General features: G+C 66.8%; 18 protein-coding genes. 2 read left to right on the top strand and 16 right to left on the bottom strand.

Annotation, left to right across the window (positions count from 1 at the left end; translation table 11 throughout):
• Together FB478_RS21435 and FB478_RS19645 are read right to left on the bottom strand one after the other, a co-directional pair.
• On the bottom strand, positions 1–146 hold a 146-nt coding region (locus tag FB478_RS21435), incomplete at its 3' end, for a phage holin family protein (RefSeq protein ID WP_186447846.1).
• Complete coding sequence (locus FB478_RS19645; protein ID WP_186447849.1) at positions 146–1042, bottom strand: hypothetical protein; 897 nt, start codon at positions 1040–1042, stop codon at positions 146–148. The genes FB478_RS21435 and FB478_RS19645, both read right to left, overlap by 1 nt.
• A gap of 274 nt (positions 1043–1316) precedes the next feature.
• Between FB478_RS19645 and FB478_RS19650 the strand changes: the two genes are divergently transcribed.
• Complete coding sequence (locus tag FB478_RS19650) at positions 1317–1856, top strand: MarR family winged helix-turn-helix transcriptional regulator (RefSeq protein ID WP_018770406.1); 540 nt, start codon at positions 1317–1319, stop codon at positions 1854–1856.
• 119 nt (positions 1857–1975) lie between these two features.
• On the opposite strand, the gene FB478_RS19655 is transcribed toward FB478_RS19650, so the two are convergent.
• The 9 genes from FB478_RS19655 to FB478_RS19695 form a co-directional block, all read right to left on the bottom strand.
• A complete protein-coding gene (locus FB478_RS19655; protein ID WP_261377473.1) occupies positions 1976–2665 on the bottom strand; it encodes a Vms1/Ankzf1 family peptidyl-tRNA hydrolase in 690 nt (229 codons plus the stop codon).
• 446 nt (positions 2666–3111) lie between these two features.
• Entirely contained in the window at positions 3112–3456 is a 345-nt protein-coding gene (locus FB478_RS19660) for a hypothetical protein (protein ID WP_018770404.1), read from the bottom strand.
• A 22-nt stretch (positions 3457–3478) separates the two neighbouring features.
• Positions 3479–4729 (bottom strand): D-arabinono-1,4-lactone oxidase, encoded by a 1251-nt coding sequence (locus FB478_RS19665; protein WP_144601422.1) that lies wholly within the window; start codon positions 4727–4729, stop codon positions 3479–3481.
• 59 nt (positions 4730–4788) lie between these two features.
• A complete protein-coding gene (locus tag FB478_RS19670; RefSeq protein ID WP_144601399.1) occupies positions 4789–5697 on the bottom strand; it encodes a pentapeptide repeat-containing protein in 909 nt (302 codons plus the stop codon).
• 183 nt (positions 5698–5880) lie between these two features.
• Entirely contained in the window at positions 5881–7677 is a 1797-nt protein-coding gene (locus FB478_RS19675) for an amidase (RefSeq protein WP_186447847.1), read from the bottom strand.
• A complete protein-coding gene (locus FB478_RS19680) occupies positions 7674–8777 on the bottom strand; it encodes an agmatine/peptidylarginine deiminase (RefSeq protein WP_144601400.1) in 1104 nt (367 codons plus the stop codon). The genes FB478_RS19675 and FB478_RS19680 overlap by 4 nt, the downstream gene beginning before the upstream one ends.
• 47 nt (positions 8778–8824) lie before the next feature.
• Positions 8825–9535, bottom strand: coding sequence for an alpha/beta fold hydrolase (locus tag FB478_RS19685; protein ID WP_056389617.1), 711 nt, complete (start codon positions 9533–9535; stop codon positions 8825–8827).
• A 44-nt stretch (positions 9536–9579) separates the two neighbouring features.
• Positions 9580–10761 carry a ribosome small subunit-dependent GTPase A gene (gene rsgA / locus FB478_RS19690; RefSeq protein ID WP_144601401.1) on the bottom strand — a complete coding sequence of 394 codons (1182 nt, stop codon included), beginning with the start codon at positions 10759–10761 and terminating at the stop codon, positions 9580–9582.
• Positions 10762–11024: 263 nt separating this feature from the next.
• Entirely contained in the window at positions 11025–11261 is a 237-nt protein-coding gene (locus FB478_RS19695) for a zinc-ribbon domain-containing protein (RefSeq protein ID WP_056389612.1), read from the bottom strand.
• A gap of 147 nt (positions 11262–11408) precedes the next feature.
• On the opposite strand from FB478_RS19695, the gene FB478_RS19700 reads away from it, so the two are divergent.
• Positions 11409–12560, top strand: coding sequence for a diguanylate cyclase (locus tag FB478_RS19700; RefSeq protein ID WP_144601402.1), 1152 nt, complete (start codon positions 11409–11411; stop codon positions 12558–12560).
• A gap of 38 nt (positions 12561–12598) precedes the next feature.
• On the opposite strand, the gene FB478_RS19705 is transcribed toward FB478_RS19700, so the two are convergent.
• The 5 genes from FB478_RS19705 to FB478_RS19725 are packed head-to-tail and all read right to left on the bottom strand — an operon-like array spanning position 12599 to position 17598.
• Complete coding sequence (locus FB478_RS19705; protein ID WP_144601403.1) at positions 12599–13714, bottom strand: Gfo/Idh/MocA family protein; 1116 nt, start codon at positions 13712–13714, stop codon at positions 12599–12601.
• Complete coding sequence (locus tag FB478_RS19710) at positions 13699–14397, bottom strand: ThuA domain-containing protein (protein ID WP_144601404.1); 699 nt, start codon at positions 14395–14397, stop codon at positions 13699–13701. The genes FB478_RS19705 and FB478_RS19710 overlap by 16 nt, the downstream gene beginning before the upstream one ends.
• A 51-nt stretch (positions 14398–14448) precedes the next feature.
• Complete coding sequence (locus FB478_RS19715; protein ID WP_144601405.1) at positions 14449–15453, bottom strand: sugar phosphate isomerase/epimerase; 1005 nt, start codon at positions 15451–15453, stop codon at positions 14449–14451.
• Positions 15454–15488: 35 nt separating this feature from the next.
• Complete coding sequence (locus FB478_RS19720) at positions 15489–16679, bottom strand: Gfo/Idh/MocA family protein (protein ID WP_134164833.1); 1191 nt, start codon at positions 16677–16679, stop codon at positions 15489–15491.
• A 13-nt stretch (positions 16680–16692) separates the two neighbouring features.
• Positions 16693–17598, bottom strand: coding sequence for a carbohydrate ABC transporter permease (locus FB478_RS19725; RefSeq protein WP_056389602.1), 906 nt, complete (start codon positions 17596–17598; stop codon positions 16693–16695).

The following is a 17598-nucleotide window of genomic DNA, read 5'->3' on the forward strand; positions in this document are numbered from 1 at the left end:
TTGAGTTCGGCCTTGGCCAGTTCTACTTCCTGGCGCATCAGGGTGGACAGGTCCCGGGTTACGTCGCCCAGCAGCTCGCCCAGGGACGCGTTGTCAGCTTTCACATGCGCCGCACTCGGCGGCATTTCCGGAATCTGGCTACTCATTACAGGCCACCCGTGCCGCGGCGGCCAGTCCCGGAGGTTCCCTCGGTGCCGAACGCCTCGTCACCGGTGTACACGCCGTTTTCGGCCCGGTAGGGGTCGTCGTCGAACCGGAGCGGGGTTTCCTCCGCGGTACCCGAGGGAAGCGTGCTGGTGGATACCGGGGTTGCGCCTGTGACGGTGGGCTCATTGAAGAGGTCATCGTTACCGGCGGCGTACACGGTCTCCTGCCGCAGCGGCGCTACCGGTGACTGCACTGCCGGGGGTGTCTGCGCCGCGCGGTGCTGGCCCGAAGCCTGGACCTGCCCCTGCGAGTCGGGGGCGCCTGCGGTGAGGCCGCGGGTGAGGCGTCCGGCAAGGACACCGGCACCGGCGGCGAGGAGCAGGAACGTGCCGGGATTGTTGCGGGCGTACCGCTGGACCTCGGTCAGGAGGTCGCCGGGTTCCCGGTTCTCCAGCCAGGACGCGATGGAGGAGGTCCGCTCGGCTGCCTGCCGGACAAGGTCGTTGGCCATGCCCTGCTGGTCCGGGGCGCTGGCCATGCTGTGCAGCTGGCTGGAAATGTTGCGGATGCCCTCGGCGGCCTTCTGCTGCTGCGTGCCGGCCTGGGTGGTCAGGCCCGACTTGGCCTGGTGGAGCAGGTCCTGGGCATTGAGCTTGGCCTCGTGGGCCACATTCGCGGCCTCGCCCTTGGCGGTCTCCGCTACATTCTGGGCGGCTGATGCGGCTTCACCAGCAACGTTGGAAGCCTCTTCCTTGGCTGCCTGCGACTTGGAGGAATCGGTTGAAACCCCCGTGTAAGAGTCATGCTGGGGCGCTGTTTCCGTTGCGCCGTACGGATCGGCAACACCGGGGGCGGCGGGGGTATGTGGAGTCTGGGGCCATTGGTTCTCTGTCATCATCGCTCTCTTTCAGAAAGGGTTAGCTGGCGAACAAGAACCAGCAGTGCTGGCAACTTAGTAAGCAAGGTTACTAATTAGATACTAAGCACACTTCCCATTTCGATTGCAAGGGGTAATGGTGTTCGGCTTCCAATGGCTGCGCCTATGCAAGGGCGTGAAGGTGGGCGGTTAGTAAGCCTACTTGCGAATGTGTTGCTAAGCATGCTTATTGTAGGGGTGTAGCGACGCATGGTGACCAGCACTTTCGCCACCTACAGGAAGGCTGCGGCCGATGACCAGCAATCTCGATCCGGACGCCCGGAGCAGCTACCGCCTGATCACTCTGGCGGCACGGCTGATCCAGCGGCGGCAGGACGATGCACTGGCCCCCCTTGGCCTCACCCGTGCCGCTGTTATTGCATTGGAAGGCCTGATGGGGGGCCCACTGAACCAGGAACAGCTTGCCGACGCGATCAGGGTCCAAAGCCAGACGTTGGGCCGTGTCCTGACCCGGCTTGAATCCACAGGACTCATCACCAGGATGCGCCATGCCACAGACCGAAGGCAGCTGAAAGTGGAACTCACCGATGCCGGTGTTGCCGCCGTTGAAGCGGCGCGGGAGGCAGAGGTCAAGGCCTATCCTGACGATCCGGACATCGCATGGAAGGCACTCCGCGAGGAGCTGACAAAGTTTGTCCGCGCCGCACCGCTCAGCCACGACACCGGCGTGGTTCCGTTTGCCCCTCCCGAACACCGGGCCGCGCACGGTCACCGGCCGCAGGCCGGGCGTGCAGGCGGCCTGCGGGGATGGGACCAGCCCCGCCAGAATTGACGGGAAGTCTAAAAAGCAGTGGCCGGACCTTTCGGACCGGCCACTGTTTTTGTCCAACCTTCGGCTTCCCGTTCCTCCACCAGCAGTCCCCCTTGCACCAGGTGGGCTGCATAGGCTGATTACGACGACGGGACGCCCGGGCCCGGGGACCAGCGGAGCAGTGCCGCCACATCCACGCCCTCCGGCAGGACAGGTCCAGGGACCAGGAGAACGCGGGCGTCAGTCAGGGCAGCTGCCCGCAACAGGGCGGCAGGGGCCGGAACTTCGCCAAGTATTCCTGCCGCCAGGGCTTCCTCTTTGGCCGTGGCGATCCACGGTTCGGCATCCAAGGCCAGCATGGTCCGCCGGGACAGGGCGGCGTCATCAAGGATCAGGACCTCAACCTGTCCCTGCTGGAGCGCGTGGACTACAGCTCCCGCCCCGTGGGCCGCTTCCGGATTTGCCTGGCCCTCCTGGACTGCCAGCCTGTCCATGACCGCCTGCTGTTCTTCAGCCCAGACCTCCGCCACCCGCTGGCTGACCTGGTCCTCCAGGTTGGCGCTGTCCGCCCCGGCAGTGTGCGTGTGGGAATCGACCTCCGACAACAGTGCCCTGCCGGCCTCGGAGAGGTTTTCCCTGACCAGCCCGCGGGCGCGGATATCGCCGGCGAGAACAATCAGCCGGGCGCCGCCCGCACTGGCCACCCTGTCTATTTCGCCCGCCACTTCGTCGGCGTTCCGGCGCCACACGTCCTCGGTGTGGTGCTGGAACCGCAGCTCCGACCAGCCGCCGCCATGGAATTTGTGAATGTGTTCGGACTCGCCCTCCACCTCCCGGACGCTGGCAGGGGCACCCGCCCCGGGAGCACCTCGTTGAGTTCGGCTTTCCCGCCGTGGACCAGCACGAACCTGGACACGGGGAACGGCATCCCCGTAGCCGGCGTAAGGGCCTGTTCCATGGCGTCGATGTCAGCGGACGTCGCTCCCTGGGCCTCGAGCTGGGCGCGGGTGTTTCCGGCCCGGACGTCGCCGGCTTCCAGGCTGTCCACTGTTCCGGTTCCGGCATCCACGTAGGCTGTGCACCAGGGGCCGGGCAGGCGGTACAGGTCCGCGTATGCCTTCAGGCTGGAACCGCGGATGGGTATTGCCGCGTTCTGCCGTACGATCTCCTTCGCGCGTGACGAGTGTCGCAGGCTTATTGGTTCGTCACTTCACGCTAGCACCGGGGAAGAGGCGGCTGAAGGGTCTTCCGGCCCCCCCGACAGTCAGCCCGTCCGTCAGGCCTGGCAGGCGTCCTTCAAGGCCCGGACTGAGTCTGCCGGCACCTGGTCTCCGGCTTCGGCGATCTGGCCCAACGGCGTCGTAATTTCCGCCGGTACCCCTGCCGTGCGTGCCGCCGAGACGAGCCCGGCCAGCGCCTGTCGGTCCTCCACGCTGACCAGGCCGTCCTGCACCACCGCGCAGATTTGCCGGTTGACTTCCTGTGCGGCGGCGGAGGCAACTTTGGATGCGGCATCGCTGGCGGCATTGCCCGCAGCCTCCTCCACCCCGCCACATCCGGTCAGCAGCAACAGGGCGGTGGACAGGGAGGCGGCAGTAACGACGGCGGCGCGGAAGGTCATGCCTCAAGCGTACCGGCGGTGCCTACCGGCGGGCCGGGACGCCGAGGATGCTGTCCAGGAGTCCGTTCCGGAACTTGCCCTCCGGGTCGTGCCCGGCGGCAAAGGAACGGAAGTCGGCGAAGCGCGGGTACAGCTTTTCCCAGTCATGGGCGTCCGCGGTGAACAGTTTGCCCCAGTGCGGGCGCGCCCCGAAGGGCCGGAGGGCGTCTTCCAGGAGTGGGAGGAAGGCTTCCACCTCCGGCTGCAGCGGTTTCCAGGTGAAGTGCAGGGCAACGCTCTGCTGACGGTAGAAAGGGCTGAGCCAGAACTCGTCGGCGGCTCCGGTGCGGATCTCCGAGACGAAGAGCAGGGGTGCAAGTTGGCCGGCCAGCCCGCGGACTGCCTGGAGGGCGGCGGGGGCGTGCTCCAGGGGAAGGATGAATTCGCTTTGCAGTTCGTCCCCGTTGCTGGGAGTGAACTCGTGCCGGAAGTGCGGCAGCCGGTCCAGCCAAGGCCCGGGTTCGTCCAGCTGTGCAGTGCAATTCTCGGCGGACATGTCCGGCAGCGGGTGCCGGGGACGGAGGGCGGCGGTGGCACCAAACAGGTTGGCGGGTGGTTGCTCCCCGTCGAGTGCTTTGAGCCAGACCTGGTTGATCCGGTCGCCGGCGTAGTCCGTAAACAGGCTCACGCTGTAGGCGCTGGAGACGATGGCGGTGAAATCCGACAGGGCGTTGTCCCAGGGAAGGTCCTCCAGAACACGCTGGCGCACTGTGAAGCTGGGACGTACCGCCAGTTCCAGTCCGGTGACGATGCCCAGGGCGCCGATGCCCACCGCGCTGGCAAGGAACTCATCGCCGTCCGCCCGGGTAAGTGTCACCTGCTCGCCCGAGGCCCGCACCAGGTCGATGGATTCCACGGCGCCGGCGAGGGACGGGTTGTCCACCCCGGAGCCGTGCGTGCCGGTCTGGACCGCACCGGCTACCGAAATGTGCGGCAGCGAGGCCAGGTTGTGGATGGCAACCCCGGACTCCTCCAAGGTCCGGCACAGTGCCCCGTAGCTCACCCCGCCGCTGACCCGCACGGTTCCCCGCCCGGCATCCAGTTCCACCTGCTGCGGCAGGGCATCGAGGAGGATGTGGACGCCGTCAGTGTCGCCCACCCGGTTAAAGGAGTGCCGGGAGCCCAGGGCCTTGACCCGCGGCGAGTCCGCCACGATGTCCGCCAGCTCCGCTACGGATTCCGGCCGCCGCACGTCCGCGGAGGAGTATTCGAGGTTTCCTGCCCAGTTCTTCATCGGGTGGCTTTCGTTTGACATCGGTTTCCTCCAACTGTCAGCGCTAACAATCTTCGCTGTCAAGGCGCTTCCACGGGACGGGCGGGGGCCGCAGGAGTGGCAGCATGCCAGTGCCCGGGCTGCTCAAGCCCGGCGGGGAGGAGGGTGGAAGCGCTGCCGTGGGCCGCGGTGATTTGCGCCTGGGTGAGGAAGAGCGCCCCGGTGAGGTCGGCGTCGTCGAGCTTTGCATCCCGCAGGTCGGCACCAAGGAGGTCCGCTGCCGTCAGGTCGGCGCCCCGGAGGTCCGCGGCGATCAGGCAGGCACCGCGAAGGTCCGCAGCGCACAGCGGCAGGCCGCGCAGGTTTGCTCCCGCGAGGTCGGCGCCCGGCGCCAGGCGGACCAGGCGCGGATCGTCGCCGGAGGGGCCGGCGCCGAAGTAGCCCGCGCGGACCTCCTCACTGACCTCGCGGAGTGCGCCGCCCACCTGGAGGTGCAGGGATGCGATGTCGGCTGCGAGGACCTCCTCAAGGGCGCCCGCTGCAACTGCCCTGACCTTCGCCTGCAAGCGGCGGACATCCTCCGCGGTGTCCGGGCCGTAGGCTTTCGCCCCTGCCTGGGCCAGGAGCCACAGCATTTCGTGCAATTGGCGCAGGACTTTAAAGGCGGCGAACATGTCCGGCGCCGATTCCGGGTCTTCCCGCCAGCTGATGCCCCTGAACAGCCGCTGGCTGACTGCCTGGCCTGCGCCGAAGCAGTCGAAAACCGTGCAGCCCGCAAACCCGCGGGGCCGGAGCCGGTCATGGATGGTGCAGGAGAAGTCCGGCGCCAGGTTGGGGCATGGCGTGGCGGGCGGTTTGTCGATGGCGAAGTCGGCCGAGCGGGTGAACCCGAAAGCCGTGCAGCACAGGGCAAAGCACTGCGAACAGTCAGGCCGGAGGGCGGCCGGGCCGGTGGGGGTGGCGGCGGAAGGAGGGTTGTTGGGTTTCATGATTGCTCCCGAGGGTGGTTCCGTTAGGGGCGCGGGACGGAGGGGAACCCATGGTGGGGTTCCCCTCCGTGGCACGCGGAATCACCGTTCCTGCCGGGGAGGACGGGAACTGCGGACGGCTGGACATCAAAGGCAATGAAGGAGAATCACTGCGTCCAGAATATCCGTATCGGGCGGGAATGGTCAGTCGCTGTTCGTGTTTACCGTGCCCTTTCCTGAGGCTTTTCCTGTGGGCGTGGTGCGCGGCGGTGGAACGCGGCGGCTCCCGGTGGCTTCGAAGGCCGCGGCCAGCCGCAGCACGTGGGTGTCACTGTAGGCGCGGCCGGCGATGGTGAGGCCAACGGGCATCGCGATATCCGCAGCGATGCCCATCGGAACCGTGACAGTGGGGATGCCGAGGTGGCGGGGTACCAGGTTTCCATTGGCCACCCAGACGCCATTGCGCCAGGCGATGTCCGCCGAGCGTTCATTGGTATCCGCGTCGGCAGGTGCCACGTCGGCCGCCGCCGGGAACACCACGGCATCCAGTCCCAGCCGGTCCATCCATTCCTCCAGGTCCACCCGGCGGGTTTCCTCAAGTCCCGCCAGGCCTTCGGGCAGGTGCGGAATGTCGGCCAGGACGGGAACCCCGTTGTCGCGGATCCAGGAAGGATAGTCGGCGATGTCGTCGTCGAACCCGTCGTAGCGGTCCGGCAGCGCGCCCTGGGGGGCGGGGAAGATCGCGGAACCGTCGACGTCGGCAAGGCGGTTCAGCCGCGGGTCGCCGTTGGCGTCGAGGAAGTCATGCCACGCCCAGGCCGACAGGTCCACGATCTCCCGCCGCAGATACTCCGGCGACACCAGTCCGCGGGTGGCGATGGTGGGCGAACCGGGCCGGTCGCCCTCATAGTTGGACACCACGGGGAAGTCCACTTCCACCACTTCCGCGCCCGCGGCTTCCAGAGCACGCCGCGCCGCGTTCCAGAGGTCCAGGATGGACCCGCGCGTCTCGATCCGTTGCCCCGTGGGACCGCCGATGCCAGGTGCTTCGGCCGTACCGGCGGCGGGATCGGCATTGATGTACATCCGGGGGATGCCAAGCCTTTGTCCCGCAAGCACGCCCGCGGCCGCCGAAGCGTCCCGGACCGCGAGGCCAACGTACGACGGCGGGCGGACGGCGGATGCCTTGGGCAGCGGGATCCACGGCTGGACGCGCCAGAAATCCCCGCGGGCCTCGGCGTCATCCGCCACCACCACATCCAGGACCTCCAGCAGGTCCGCCATGGTGCGGGTGTGCGGCACCACCACGTCCATGGTGGGTACCAGGGGCCAGTTGCCACGTACGGAGATGATGCCGCGCGAGGGTGTGTAGGCGCACAGGGCATTGTTCGACGCCGGTGCCCGCCCCGAGGACCAGGTTTCCTCGGCGAGGCCGAATGCCGCGAAGCTGGCGGCCGTGGCGGTACCGGAGCCGTTGGATGATCCGGAGGCGAAGGCGGCGGTGAGGTATTCCGCGTTGTAGGGGCTCTCTGCCCGGCCATATACGCCGCGCTGCATACCTCCGTTGGCCATGGGCGGCATGTTGGTGAGCCCGATCAGGACCGCCCCGCCTGCCCGCAGCCGTTCGATGGTGAAGGCATCCCGCTGTGCCACCAGGTCCTTGAAGGCCGGTGAGCCCGCGGCTACGGTAAGCCCCTTTACCTGGTAGCTGTCCTTAGCCGTGTAGGGGATACCGTCGAGGGGTCCCAGGGTGAAGCCGGCAGCGCGGCGCCGGTCTGACGCCTGTGCTTCGGCAACTGCATCCGGGTTCATCACGACGAGGGCGTTGAGGCGTATGCCGTGCGAGTCATACTTCTCGATGCGGTCAAGGTAGAGACGGACCAGTTCCGCGCTGGTGACCTGGCCGGAGTCGAGGGCGGCGCGCAGCTGTGCGATGCCGGCCTCCACGACGTCGAACGTCTGCCCCACCGGCAGCGGAACCTGCGTTTCGGCGAGCTTCACAGTGTGCCTCCATCCTTGGCAGCCGGCTGCTGCTGCGTGATGCAGTGGATGCCGCCGCCGAAAGCGAAGATGTCCCTGGCATCCACCAGTTCCACGGTCCTGCCCGGATACGCGCGTTCCAGGATCCCCGCGGCGATGGTGTCGTTGGGATCGTCAAAGCTGCACAGCACCACCACGTCGTTGCCGACGTAGTGGTTGATGTAGGACCAATCCACCCAGCCATCAGCATCGCGCAACACCGTGGGTGCCGGGACGTCGATAATGCGCAGCGGCCGGCCCTTGGCATCCAGCTGGCCCGCGAGGACGGCCTTCAGCTGCAGGTAGACGGCATGGTCGGGGTGGGCGGGATCGTCCTGGCGGTGCAGCAGGATGGTGCCGGCGCCGGCGAAGGCTGCCACGATGTCCACGTGTCCCCGTGTGCCGAATTCGTCGTAATCCCGGGTCAGTCCGCGTGGAAGCCAGATGGCTTTGGTGGTGCCCAGGGCGGCGTGGACTTCTGCTTCAACCGATTCCTTGGTGGCGCCGGGATTGCGGCGGGGATCCAATTGGACCGTTTCGGTGAGCAGGACGGTCCCTTCGCCGTCCACATGGAACCCGCCGCCCTCATTCACCAAGGGGCTCGGCCAGACGGGAACTCCGGTGCCTATTGCAACAGTCCGGGCAACGTCCTGGTCCTTGGCCCACGCCGCCCACTCCTGAGCCCCCCATCCATTGAAGATCCAGTCGACGGCTGCCAGTGCGCCGTTGGGCTGGTGCACGAACGTGGGGCCGCTGTCCCGCAGCCAGGCGTCATCGAGCGGGACCTCCACGACGTCGATGCCGCTGCCGAGCCATTCCCGTGCGGCCGTGGCGTCCCTGGGGTCAGCCACCACCGTCACGGGCTCGTGCCGGGCGATGGTCTGGGCCACCGTGGTCCAGGCGGCCCGGGCCCGGTCAAGGGTGGGGCTGCCGATGGGGCCGAAGGTGTCGTTGGGTGGTGGAAACGCCATCCATGTGCGCTGGTGGGTCTCCCACTCTGCGGGCATGTGGCCTGCGGTGCCGGTGGATACGTGGTCAGGGGCGGCGCTGTCCCGGACTGCGGTGGAATAAATGAATGCCATTCATTTATTATGGGGACCGTACTGGCAGCGCGCAAGAGTATTTCGTTTCAGTCCCTGCCTGTCCGGTCCACCGCCGACAGGATGGCCTGGGCCAGTTGGTCCGGTTTGGTGAACTGCGGCCAGTGCCCGGTGGGCAGGTCGATGAATTCCACGTCCCGCACCTTGGCCAGCTCCGCCACGAAGGGATGGTTTGCCGCGATCCACTCCCGGAGCATGGCCGAGGGGAACCCGCACGAGATGACGGTGGCGGGAACGTCGTAGCGGCGCCCGTCATGCAGGCGCTGCCTGCCGTACGCCACGCCGCGGGGTTCGGGAACGGCGCGGGCGCGGAATGACTGGCGCAGCCGGTCGTTGAGGTCCACCAGTTCGGCGTCGTCAAAACTCTGCCAGGGCGGCAGCGGGACATCGTCCCCGTGGGCAGGCAACTGGTCGTTGATGACGCTGCCGTCAGCCAGCGGCCCGCTGTCCACGTAGATGGCGCGTTCCACCCTGTCCGGCCGCGCATCCACTACCCCGTGAATGATTGCCCCGCCGCCGGAGTGGCCCACCAGGACCACCCTGCCCGGCAGCCCGTCCAGGACCTCCACCACCGCATTGATATGGTCCTGCAGGCTGATGCCTGCGCGGCTGGCATCCACCGAGTCCTTGCCGGGAAGCGTGAGGGGATGGGGGCGGTGCCCGGCTGCTTCCAGGGCAGGTGTTACCCCCTCCCATGACGAGGCGTCCAACCAGAAACCGGGTACCAGGATGATGTCCATGACCGAACCCTACTCCCCACCCATGACACGGAATAGGCGTTCTCCTACCGCTTGCGCTTCCGGTCCTTGTCTCCGTTCCGGCTTCCGCGTTCGGAGGCCTCGCGCTCAGCCCAGCGTTGCGACTTCCCCGCCAAAACCACCTTCTGGTGCCACTCCCGGTGGTAGGCGCGCTGGGCGGCGACATCGGAGCGGCGCGCCAGCGCCGCCAGTTCCCGCTGCATCTTCAGATACGAGTTCCAGCGGCGCGCGGCCAGGACGCCGGTGTCGATTGCTTCGCGGACGGCGCAGCCAGGCTCGCTCCCGTGTGAGCAGTCAGCGAACCGGCAGCCGGCAGCCAGTTCCTCGACGTCGCCGAACATCCCGTCCAGGCCGTCCCCGGCATCGAACAGGCCAAATCCGCGCACGCCGGGAGTGTCCATCAGCACCGTCCCGTTGGACAGCGGGACCAGCTCGCGGACGGTGGTGGTGTGCTTGCCCTTGAAGTCTCCGGACCGCACTTCGGCGGTCTGCTGGACGTCGCGGCCCACCAGGGCATTGATCAAGGTGGATTTGCCGGCACCGGACGGTCCCAGCAGCACGATGGTTCCGCCCGGCGGAATCCGTGCCATCAGTTCGTCGATGCCGTCGCCGTTTTCGGCGGATGTGGTGACCACCTCCACGCCCGCCGCCTGAAGGATAACTTTTCCGACGACGTCGTCCGCCACCTCGGCCAGGTCCGCCTTGGTGATGATCACCAGGGGGGTGGCGCCGGAATCCCATGCGGCGACGAGGGTGCGTTCCAACCGGTTGTGTGTGAGGGGCCGGTCCACGGGCACCACCACGCCCACGGTGTCCATGTTCGCGGCCAGGACCTGCGCGGCGGACGAATCCTCGAAGGCACGTTTGCGGCTGAGTTCCGAGCGGCGGGGGAGGACGGCCAGGATTTGCCGGTCGCCGCCCCGGTTGGGGCCGATCCAGACCCAGTCTCCGGTGACGGCCGGCTCGCCCGAGAGCGGGTAGGGCAGGTGGAGGAGACCGTCATGGACCGCGACGAGCAGCAGGGTGCGGTCCACGCGGACCACCCGGCCCCGTTCAGTTGCCGGCGGACAGGGATGCTGATCGAAATAGCCGGCAACGGCGGGCGTGTAGCCGTATGCGGAGGGGCCGGGCAGCGGACGAGTGCCAGCAGCGCTGTCTGTTTCTGTGGTGTTGGTGGTGTCCAGGGGGTTGCCTGAAGAAGTATGCACGGTGGTTCCTTGGGCTGTCCCCGGTGCAGTGCGGGTGGACGCGCAGCGTCAGGAACCGCGAAGGCAGCCGGGAGGGATGGTGGGTGTGATGGATGCGGGGCGCCCAGGGCGCGCGGCAACTGCAGTCATCAAAACCACCTCCATTCCCTTGTGCGGTTTCCCGTCCTCCTGCCGGAAGCGGCGGGGCGGGACCGTCTCCCACTTTAGCGGCCGCCAACGCCGGAGGCTAGAGGTTGGCATCTTCCGCAGGGGATTGCCGCGTGCTACCACCGAAGTTCCTGCGCCCGCTTCTGCCGTCCGCTGATGGACGAAGCGTAGCCGCAGTTGGTGCAGGTGATCAGGTATTTCCGGGACACCGTGAGGACAGGGATGAAGAACAGTGTGAACTTGGTGGCCTGTTCGTCCAGGGCATGGTGGACGAAGGCGCCGCAGTGCTGGCAGGTTGCCGTCCGGCCCGGGAGGGCCTTGTGGACGGTCTTGAAGCCGAAAAGGAGGAGCATGGGCGGGCCTTTCATTGCCTGGGTGGTACCTGCCACCCTAGGCGAGTTTGACGGCTGTCCTTCAGGGGTACGGACGCTTCTGTACGGTGTGCGTGGATGCCATACTGTGCTGGGCAACATCGGGCCTTCTGGGGGGACTTCTGGCACATGGTTCTGGACACGGCGACCCTGCGCATCGCTTTCGGCCTCATGGCCCTGGTCCTGGTGGTTCTCTTCTACTTTTCCGCCTACCGGCTGACGCGTTCGCCATACAGCGCCTGGTGGTGCGGTGCCCTGCTGTTCTTCCTGGCCGGATCAGGCTGCTTCCTGTTTGACGGCACAGTGCATCAGGTGTGGGCCAACCCCCTGGGAAACACCCTGCTGGTGCACGGCGGCGTTGCAGTGTGGGCCGGGGCGCGCTCCCTGCGGACCGTACGGCCTCCCAGGTGGGCCTTTACCGGCATTCCCTTGGTCACCCTGGTGGCCTCCCTGCTGGACCAACCCGCCACCAACACCTGGTCCGGCGGCACGGTGTTCCTCGCCGCCATGAGCCTGACCGTCGGATTGGCGTCCCGTGAGCTCTGGCGCCTTGAGCCCGGGTATTCGCGGGTCCGGATCCCCATGGCTGTGGCGGCCGGAGGGCTCAGTGTCTTCTACTTCTTCCGGTGGCTGGCGTTCCTGCTGGAGGGCCAGAACGGGCCTGTCTTCGTCACCGTTTTTGGGTCCGCCATCACCACCCTGGTGACCATGGTCCTGCTGGTGGTGGTGTCCTTCAGCATGGCGGCCTTGAGCACCGAACAGCAGACGCGTGCCCTGCGCGTGGTGGCCAGCCGCGACGACCTCACCGGGCTCCTGAACCGCAAGGCCTTCCTGGACCTGGCCACCGAGCAGTTGGCCGACCGCACCATCACCGGCGGCTCGGGAGCCCTGATCCTTGCCGACCTTGACCACTTCAAGACTGTCAACGACACCTATGGGCATGCCGCCGGCGACCTGGCGCTGCAGGCCTTCGCCGACGCCTGCGCTACCACCGTGCGCTCCACAGATCTGACGGGGAGGTACGGCGGGGAAGAGTTCGTCATCCTGGTTCCCGGAGCAAGCGCCGAACGGGCCGAGACGATTGCCGAGGAGATCAGCAGGCGCATGGCCGGCGCGGACACGCCGGGCGGCATGGAGATGCCCACCGCGAGTTACGGCATTTCCACCTACGACGGCGTGACCTCCGATGTTGACCAACTTATCGCCGCAGCGGATGCTGCCCTGTACCGGGCCAAATCGCTGGGCCGGAACCGCGCCGCCCGCAGCGACGGGCTGCGGTAGCTTTACTGCCACAAAGCGGCACGGTTCCGGACAGCCGGCTACTGGGACTGGAGCGCGTCCGCCTGTTCGGCCAGGACGGTGAGGGCCACGCTTTCCGGACGCTCCACCGTGCTCCGGATGCCGACCGTCATGCCGCTGCGTGCGGCTTTGAGGACGGATTCCATGACTTCCAGGACGTGGAAGGCAAGTGCGCCACCCGCCCTGGGCTCCTTGCCTTGCGGGGTGGCGGCAAGGTCCGCGATGCCGAACCCGCGTCCGGCGTCGACGTACCCTGCGGAGGCGGGAAGGGTCTCCCAGTCCTCGGCGCCGAGGGAGAACAGCTGGACGTCGCCGTCAAAGTGGTTCGGATCCGGCACCACCAGGGAACCGCGCTCGCCATGGATCTCGATGTTGGGCGACTTCGACTTCACGGCATCGAAGCTCATGAAGAGGGTGGACAGCGCACCGGAGGCATGGACCAGGACGCCGGTCACGTGGGAGTCGATGGCGACCGGCACTTTCTCGCCCTGGCGCGGCCCCGAGCCGATGGTGCGCTCATTCCGGGTGTGGCTGGCCGCGCCCATCACGGAGACGACCGGACCCAGCAGGGTCACCAGGGCGGTGACGTAGTAGGGGCCCATGTCCAGCAGCGGGCCGCCGCCGGGCTGGTAGTAGAAGTCCGGGTTCGGGTGCCAGCGCTCGTGGCCTGGGGTCACCATGGTTGCCGACGCCGAGATGGGGGCGCCGACCAGCCCGTCGTCGATCGCCTTGCGGGCGGTCTGGATGCCGGTGCCCAGTACGGTGTCAGGAGCGCAGCCGACGGCGACGCCGGCCTCGCGTGCCGCGTCCAGCACCTGGCGCGCCTCCTCAGTCGTGGCAGCAAGGGGCTTCTCGCCGTAGACGCTCTTTCCGGCGGCGATGGCCTTCAGTGCCACCTCGGCGTGGGCGGCGGGGATGGTCAGGTTCAGGACAAGTTCGACGTCGTCCGCGGCGAGGAGTTCCTCCACGGAAATGGCGCGGACACCTTCGTAGCCATCCGCCACGGCCTGGGCACGTGCGGGGTCCAGGTCCGCCACGGCCACCAGGTCGATCTGGCTGAGTTTGCGGAAGTTCGCCAGGTACTGCGCGATGATGGCTCCGCAGCCAATGATTCCGACTTTCAACGGCTTGCCCACAGCAGGCCCCTTTCGATGATGGTGCGGACATTGGTGTCCTGGAGGATTTCGACCCGATGGCCGGGGGTGGCGACGAAGATGCGGCCCTTGCCCCACTGGCGGGTCCAGATGGCGGGGGAGGTCACTTCACGGTTCCACGGGTCCCATTCACGGACCTTCTGGGTGGTGGTGGCCAGGACATCGATGTAGTCGTCGGAGAGGACCCAGTACTGCTCGGTGACCAGGTCGAAGTCCTGGATGCCCCGGGTGATGGGGTGTTCGGCGGCCGCGGGCAGCATGTTGACGGTATAGGGCACGTAGTTGTCCGACTGCTCGCCGATGCACTCATCCGGGTGCTTTCCAGGGTGGCAGGCGAACTGGCCGCCGATCAGGTGCAGGTAGTCGGAGGTGTTCCGGTAGGAATCGGCAATTCCACCGTGCCAGCCGGCCAGGCCGGTGCCGTTCTCCACGGCGGCCCGCAGTCCGGCGAACTCGTCCTTTTCGATGGTGGACATGGTCATGCACTGCATGATCAGGTCCACACCGGCCATGCAGGCGGCGTCGGCGTAGACCTTGGGGGATTCCTCCACCCGGACGTCATAGCCGTTGTCTTTGAGATAGGGAATGAAGAGCTCGGTGGCCTCGTAGGGCTGGTGGCCGTCCCAGCCGCCGCGGACCACCAGTGCATTCTTTCGTTCTGTCATTGAATTTCCTTTGTTTGGCTACCGGCCTTGCGGGCCGGAAAGAGCAGGGGGTCAGCGGCTGGCGAAGGCGGCGTCGAAAGCGGCTGCGGGCGGGGCGATGCGGGCCAGTTCCTGGACCATGGCAAGGGCCTGCGGGGCGCCGATGAGGCGGTCCATTCCGGCATCCTCCCATTCGATGCTGGTGGGGCCGTCGTAGCCAATGGCGTTCAGGGTCCGGAAGATCCGGTTCCACTGCACGTCACCGTGTCCTCCCGTGACGAAGTCCCAGCCCCGCCGGGGATCCGCCCAGGCGAGGTGCGAACCCAGGCGGCCGTTGCGGCCATCCAGCTGCCGGACGGATTCCTTTACATGCACATGGAAGATCTTGTCCGCGAAGTCCTGCAGGAACATCACGGGATCCAGGTCCTGCCAGATGAAGTGGGAGGGGTCGAAGTTCAGGCCAAAGTTCGCCCTGTGGCCAATAGCCTCAAGGGTCCGTTTCGCCGTCCAGTAGTCGTAGGCGATTTCAGACGGGTGGACCTCGAGTGCGAACCGGACACCTGCCTCGTCGAAGACGTCCAGGATGGGGTTCCACCGGTCCGCGAAGTCCTGGTAACCGGCGTCGATCATTGCCTGCGAGGCCGGCGGGAACATGGCGACGGCCTTCCAGATGGACGAACCGGTGAACCCCGTCACGGTCTTGACGCCAAGCCGTGCGGCCGCCCGCGCGGTGTCCTTCATGGCCTCCGCCGCCCGCCGGCGCACCCCTTCAGGCTCGCCATTGCCCCAGACTTCCGCGGACAGGATGCCCTGGTGGCGCTCATCGATAGGGTCATCGCAGACGGCCTGGCCCGTGAGGTGGTTGGCGATGGCGAAGACCTTGAGGTTGTTCTTCTCGAGGATGTCCAGCCGGCCCTGGAGGTAGTTGTCGTCCTCCGCAGCCCGGCGGGGGTCCAGGTGGTCGCCCCAGCAGGCGATTTCCAGCCCGTCAAAGCCCCACTCGCCGGCAAGCCGGGCCACTTCCTCGAAGGGCAGGTCGGCCCACTGGCCGGTGAACAGCGTGATTGGTCGTGTCATTGGGTGTTCCTTGGTTTCTTGAAGCTGTAGGTCGCTCAGACTTTTTGCCACTGGCTGGAATTCGCGGCGCTGGACTCCACTGCGGCGAGGACCCGCTGTACCTGCAAGGCGTCGGCGAACGACGGTTCCGGTTGGCGGCCCTCGCCGATGGCCGTGACAAGGTCCACCACCTGGTGGGTGAAACCGTGCTCGTACCCCAGGCCGTGGCCCGTGGGCCACCAATGCCCCACGTACGGGTGCTCGGGCTCGGTGACGAAAATCCGGCGGAAGCCGGCGTCCGGCGATTCGGCCGAATCGTAGAAGGACAGGACGTTCATGTCCTCGAAATCAAAGGCGAGGGAACCCTTGGTGCCGTTGACCTCCAGCCGCATGGCATTTTTCCGGCCCAGGGCGTAGCGCGTTGCCTCAAAGACGCCGATCGCGCCCGCGGAGGCGCCGCCGTCGAACTTTGCGCTGAAGATGGCCGCATCATCAACGGTGACGGTCCCGCGGGGGGTGTCACTGCTGAGGTCGCCGTGGCCCCCAAGGCCCACCAGGTCGCCTGCCAGCGGACGTTCCCGGACAAACGTTTCCAGCATTGCCGACACCCCGCTGATGTTCTGCCCCGTGACCCACTGGGCGGCGTCGATGCTGTGTGCGCCGATGTCGCCCAGGGAGCCGGAACCGGACTTGTCCTTGTCCAGCCGCCAGGTCATGGGGGCGTTGGCGTCGGAGAGCCAGTCCTGCAGGTACTGGGCCCGGACGTGCCGGATGTCGCCAATCCGTCCTTGCTCCACGAACCGCTTGGCCAGTGCCAGTGCCGGGGTGCGGCGGTAGCTGAAGCCGCACATGGAGAAGACGCCATGCTTTGCGGCGGTCTCCGCTGCCAGTGTCATCCGCTCGGCTTCCTCCACGGAGTTGGCCAGCGGCTTTTCGCACAGCACGTGCTTTCCGGCCTCGAGGGCTGCGATGGCAATCTCTGCGTGGGTGTTGCCGGGCGTGCAGATGTCGATGAGGTCGATGTCGTCGCGCTCGATCAGGCGCCGCCAGTCGGTCTCCACCGACTCCCAGCCCAGCTTGTCAGCGGCCGCTCGGACGCCGTCGGCATTCCTGCCGGCGACCGCGGTGAGCTGTGGCTGCAGCGGCAGGTCGAAGAACCGTGGCGCGGTGCGCCAGGCGTGGGAGTGGGCGGCACCCATGAAGGCATAGCCCACCATGCCGACCCGCAGGGGTTTGGCGGTGGTCATGGACGTGTCCTTTCTACTTGCTGAAGCCGGCCGTCAGGCCTGCCAGCAGTTGGCGGCGGCCGATGACGTAGAGCACCAGGATGGGCAGCGTGCTGAGCATCACCGAGGCGAGCACGGCCGGGATATTGACGCTGAATTCACCCTGGAAGCTCCACAGGCCCAGGGGCAGGACCCGCAGGCTGGGGCTCTGGGTGAGGACCAGCGGGAGCAGGAACCCGTTCCAGACATGCAGGCCGTTGTAGATGGCAACGGTCACAATAGCCGGGCGGGTCAGGGGCAGGGCGAGCCGCCACATGGTCTGCCACTCGCTGCAGCCGTCCAGCCGCATGGACTCGAACAATTCGTTCGGGACGTCGCGGATGAAGTTGGACAGGATCAGCACTGTGAGGGGGATGGCAAAGGCAATGGACGGCAGCATCAGTGCCAGCAGGCTGTCGTACAGGTTGAGCCGGATGATCATCAGGTAGATCGGGATGATCGTCGCCTGAAGCGGGATGGCCAACCCCATGAGGAACATGCCGTTGACCAGCTTGAGGAACCTCCCGCTGCCCCGGACGATCGCGAACGAGGCCATGAACGAGATCAGCACCGTGGGAATTACGGAACCGAGCGTGACGATGACGCTGTTCATGAAATATGTGGCGAAGTCTTTCTCAAGGACCAGTTGGTAGTTCTCCAGCGTGGGCGAGGTGGGGACGGCCAGGGGATTCTGGCCGAAGTATCCCGCCTGCGTCTTCAGGCTGGTGATCACCACGTAGTAGATCGGCAGGATGATAATGGCCAGCCAGATCCACCCACCGAGGCCGCCGGGGATGTTGAGCCGCCTCAGCCGTTGGCCGAGTCCCTGCTTGGGTGCGGCGGAACCGGCCGTGGTTCCGGTCCGGGCCTCCTGCGCATTGCTTTTCAGGACGGTACTCAC

It is taken from the genome of Arthrobacter sp. AG367 (assembly GCF_007828995.1).
Classification (GTDB): domain Bacteria; phylum Actinomycetota; class Actinomycetes; order Actinomycetales; family Micrococcaceae; genus Arthrobacter.

Coding starts and splice junctions, on each gene's coding strand:
- FB478_RS19680 (WP_144601400.1), bottom strand. CDS start 8,777: ATGGCATTCATTTATTCCACCGCAGTCCGGGACAGCGCCGCCCCTGAC.
- FB478_RS19665 (WP_144601422.1), bottom strand. CDS start 4,729: ATGAAGAACTGGGCAGGAAACCTCGAATACTCCTCCGCGGACGTGCGG.
- FB478_RS19700 (WP_144601402.1), top strand. CDS start 11,409: ATGGTTCTGGACACGGCGACCCTGCGCATCGCTTTCGGCCTCATGGCC.
- FB478_RS19695 (WP_056389612.1), bottom strand. CDS start 11,261: ATGCTCCTCCTTTTCGGCTTCAAGACCGTCCACAAGGCCCTCCCGGGC.
- FB478_RS19710 (WP_144601404.1), bottom strand. CDS start 14,397: ATGACAGAACGAAAGAATGCACTGGTGGTCCGCGGCGGCTGGGACGGC.
- FB478_RS19670 (WP_144601399.1), bottom strand. CDS start 5,697: ATGAAACCCAACAACCCTCCTTCCGCCGCCACCCCCACCGGCCCGGCC.
- FB478_RS19685 (WP_056389617.1), bottom strand. CDS start 9,535: ATGGACATCATCCTGGTACCCGGTTTCTGGTTGGACGCCTCGTCATGG.
- FB478_RS19720 (WP_134164833.1), bottom strand. CDS start 16,679: ATGACCACCGCCAAACCCCTGCGGGTCGGCATGGTGGGCTATGCCTTC.
- FB478_RS19715 (WP_144601405.1), bottom strand. CDS start 15,453: ATGACACGACCAATCACGCTGTTCACCGGCCAGTGGGCCGACCTGCCC.
- FB478_RS19645 (WP_186447849.1), bottom strand. CDS start 1,042: ATGACAGAGAACCAATGGCCCCAGACTCCACATACCCCCGCCGCCCCC.
- FB478_RS19650 (WP_018770406.1), top strand. CDS start 1,317: ATGACCAGCAATCTCGATCCGGACGCCCGGAGCAGCTACCGCCTGATC.
- FB478_RS19660 (WP_018770404.1), bottom strand. CDS start 3,456: ATGACCTTCCGCGCCGCCGTCGTTACTGCCGCCTCCCTGTCCACCGCC.